Genomic DNA, 2651 nt, shown 5'->3' on the forward strand with positions numbered 1-2651 from the left:
CCGTCGGCGAGCAGGTCGCGGATGCGGCGGGCGGCGCCCTCCGCCTCGGTGGGCTCGTCGGCGTACTCGGTGTAGACGGGCTCGGGGCCGGGGTCGCGCTGCGAGACCAGTTCGAGGCGGTGCTCGGCAGCACGGCCCCGGGCCTGGGCGAGCAGGCCGTTGGCGAGATGGACGACCTGCGGGGTGGAGCGGTAGTCCCGGACCAGCTTGACGACCGTGGCTCCCGGATGCCGGATGCGGAAGTCGAGCAGGTGGTCGGGCGTGGCGCCGGTGAAGGAGTAGATCGTCTGGCTGGCGTCGCCGACCACGCACAGGTTGTCGCGGTCGCCGAGCCACAGCTCCAGCAGACGCTGCTGCAGGGGACTGACGTCCTGGTACTCGTCGACGACGAAGTGCTGGTACTGGGCACGGACCTCCTCCGCGATGTCGTGTCGGTCCTGGAGGATGCCGACGGTGAGGAGGAGGACGTCCTCGAAGTCGATGACGCCGCGCTCTCGCTTGAGGTCTTCGTACGCGGCGTAGAGCTGGGCGATCTCGGCGGGGTCGCGGGGCGCTTCGCGGCCGGTCTTGGCGGCCGCGGCGGCGTAGTCGGCGGGAACGGTCTGGGTGACCTTAGACCATTCGATTTCGGCCGTGACGTCCCGAAGCTCGTTGCGGTCGAGTCGGATGCGGCAGGCGGCGGCCGCGTCCGCGACGATCTGGACCTTGCGGTCGACGATCTTCGGGAGGCTGCCGCCGATCGCTTTCGGCCAGAAGTACTGGAGCTGGCGCAGAGCGGCGGAGTGGAAGGTGCGGGCCTGGACGCCGGCGGCGCCGAGCTGCCGGAGGCGCCCGCGCATCTCGCCGGCGGCACGGTTGGTGAAGGTGACAGCGAGCACGCTGGAGGGCTGGAGGATGCCGGCCCGGACTCCGTAGGCGATGCGGTGGGTGATGGCCCGCGTCTTGCCGGTGCCGGCGCCGGCCAGCACGCACACCGGGCCGTGCAGGGCGGTCGCCACCTCGCGCTGCTCGGGGTCGAGCCCCTCGAGCACGGCGTCCGCCCCGCTCGGCGGAGCCGAGTACGGGGAACTGCCGGGAACCCGGGAGAAGAGGGTGGAATGCCTTGCTGCTGTCACCCCGCCATGCTGCCAGGTCGGCGGAGGCGGGTGCGGCGGTTGTCCACAGGGGGAAGGTTTCGGTCGTACTAATACGACTACGACAGCCGTCACGCCCCTGCCGACAACCCTTGCGTGTCCGGTGCGGACGTCGGTGCGGGCGGGGAATGGTGGAACCTTCAGGAACGTTGCCTTCTCAGCGACCACGCACCCTAGCCGTAAAGGAGCGCAACCGACATGTCGGGCACTGTGACGATGTACAGCACCTCGTGGTGCGGCTACTGCCGCCGGCTGAAGAGCCAGCTGGACCGTGAGGGCATCGCGTACGACGAGATCAACATCGAGCAGGACCCGGAGTCGGCCGCGTTCGTGGAGAAGGCGAATGGCGGAAACCAGACGGTTCCGACCGTGCTGTTCCCGGATGGGACGACACTGACGAACCCGTCGCTGGCACAGGTCAAGCAGAAGATCGGCGCGTAACGGCCGCAGGGGTACGCCCTGCACGGAAGGCGGTTCCTGACATGCCTCAGGGGCCGCCTTCATGTGGTTTGTCCCAGATCAGCGTGTACCGCCACAGGAGCCGGCGCCGGAAGCGGCAGCCAGGCAGCAGTCGACGGGCAGCCTCGCGGACCTGACCCCAGTGCATGGTCGAGTCCTCCATCGGCATGCCGGCCGGGCCGCGCTTGCCCCCTCGCAGCAGTGCGTGCAGCCGACTCGCCGGCACGCCGCAGCCGCTGATCACCCAGTCGAGGAACGTCCGGTTGTACGCCAGCCCGACGATCATCACTCGCCCGTCGGGCGCCGCGAGCCGCACCAGACGCTCCACCGCCTCCTCGAAGGCCGCGTGGTGGACGACGGCGACCGCGCTGACGAAGTCGTACCCGCCTTCCGGCAGGGAGGCGGCATCGAGGTAGTCCGCCGCGAGGAAGGTGACGTTCGGGGGCACGTCCCGGCGCCCCAGCCGGATCATGTCCGGCGAGCGGTCCACGCCCGTGACGGATTTCGCCCTCGACGCGAGCTTCCGGGCGAGCAGGCCGTCGCCGCAGCCGACGTCCAGAGCCGCGCCGCAGTCGTCAGGGACTGCGGCGAGGACCGCGGGGTGGTAGTGGACGTTGTGGTTCCAGTACGGGTCTCTCGTGCGCGCCGGCATCCGGTCAGACGCTCCGGGTCGGCAGGGGCTTGCCGTACCAGAGCTCGATCAGACGGGCCGCGATGGAGATGCCGTACGGCGGCAGGACCTCTCCGGTCTCGAACGCGGAGCGCAGCTCCTCGCGGGAGAACCATCGGGCCTCGTGGATCTCGTCCCCGTCGACGTCGATGTCGGTGGTGGTGGCGTGCGCGAGGAAGCCGAGCATCAGGCTGGACGGGAAGGGCCAGGGCTGACTGGCGATGTACCGGACCTCGCCGATGGCGATGCCGACCTCTTCGAACACCTCGCGCCGCACCGACTGCTCGATGGACTCCCCCGGTTCGACGAAGCCGGCGAGGGTCGAGAAGCGGCCCTCGGGCCAGTGCACCTGGCGGCCGAGCAGGATGCGGTCCTCGTCGTCCGTGACC

The 2651-nt window shown here is 70.1% G+C and carries 4 protein-coding genes; 1 reads left to right on the forward strand and 3 read right to left on the reverse strand.

Annotation, left to right across the window (positions count from 1 at the left end; all coding sequences use genetic code 11):
* A partial coding sequence (locus C3488_RS39510; protein ID WP_146068033.1) for an ATP-dependent helicase occupies positions 1–1208 on the reverse strand: 1208 nt, incomplete at its 3' end.
* Positions 1209–1331: 123 nt separating this feature from the next.
* Here C3488_RS39510 and C3488_RS39515 point away from each other — a divergent pair.
* A complete protein-coding gene (locus tag C3488_RS39515; RefSeq protein WP_103845619.1) occupies positions 1332–1574 on the forward strand; it encodes a mycoredoxin in 243 nt (80 codons plus the stop codon).
* A gap of 46 nt (positions 1575–1620) precedes the next feature.
* Here C3488_RS39515 and C3488_RS39520 read toward each other — a convergent pair whose 3' ends face one another.
* Positions 1621–2244 carry a bifunctional 2-polyprenyl-6-hydroxyphenol methylase/3-demethylubiquinol 3-O-methyltransferase UbiG gene (locus C3488_RS39520; RefSeq protein WP_103845620.1) on the reverse strand — a complete coding sequence of 208 codons (624 nt, stop codon included), beginning with the start codon at positions 2242–2244 and terminating at the stop codon, positions 1621–1623.
* A gap of 4 nt (positions 2245–2248) precedes the next feature.
* The coding region (gene nudC, locus C3488_RS39525) for an NAD(+) diphosphatase (protein WP_103845621.1) at positions 2249–2651 on the reverse strand (403 nt) is incomplete at its 5' end.

It is taken from the genome of Streptomyces sp. Ru72, assembly GCF_002920635.1.
Classification (GTDB): Bacteria; Actinomycetota; Actinomycetes; order Streptomycetales; family Streptomycetaceae; genus Streptomyces.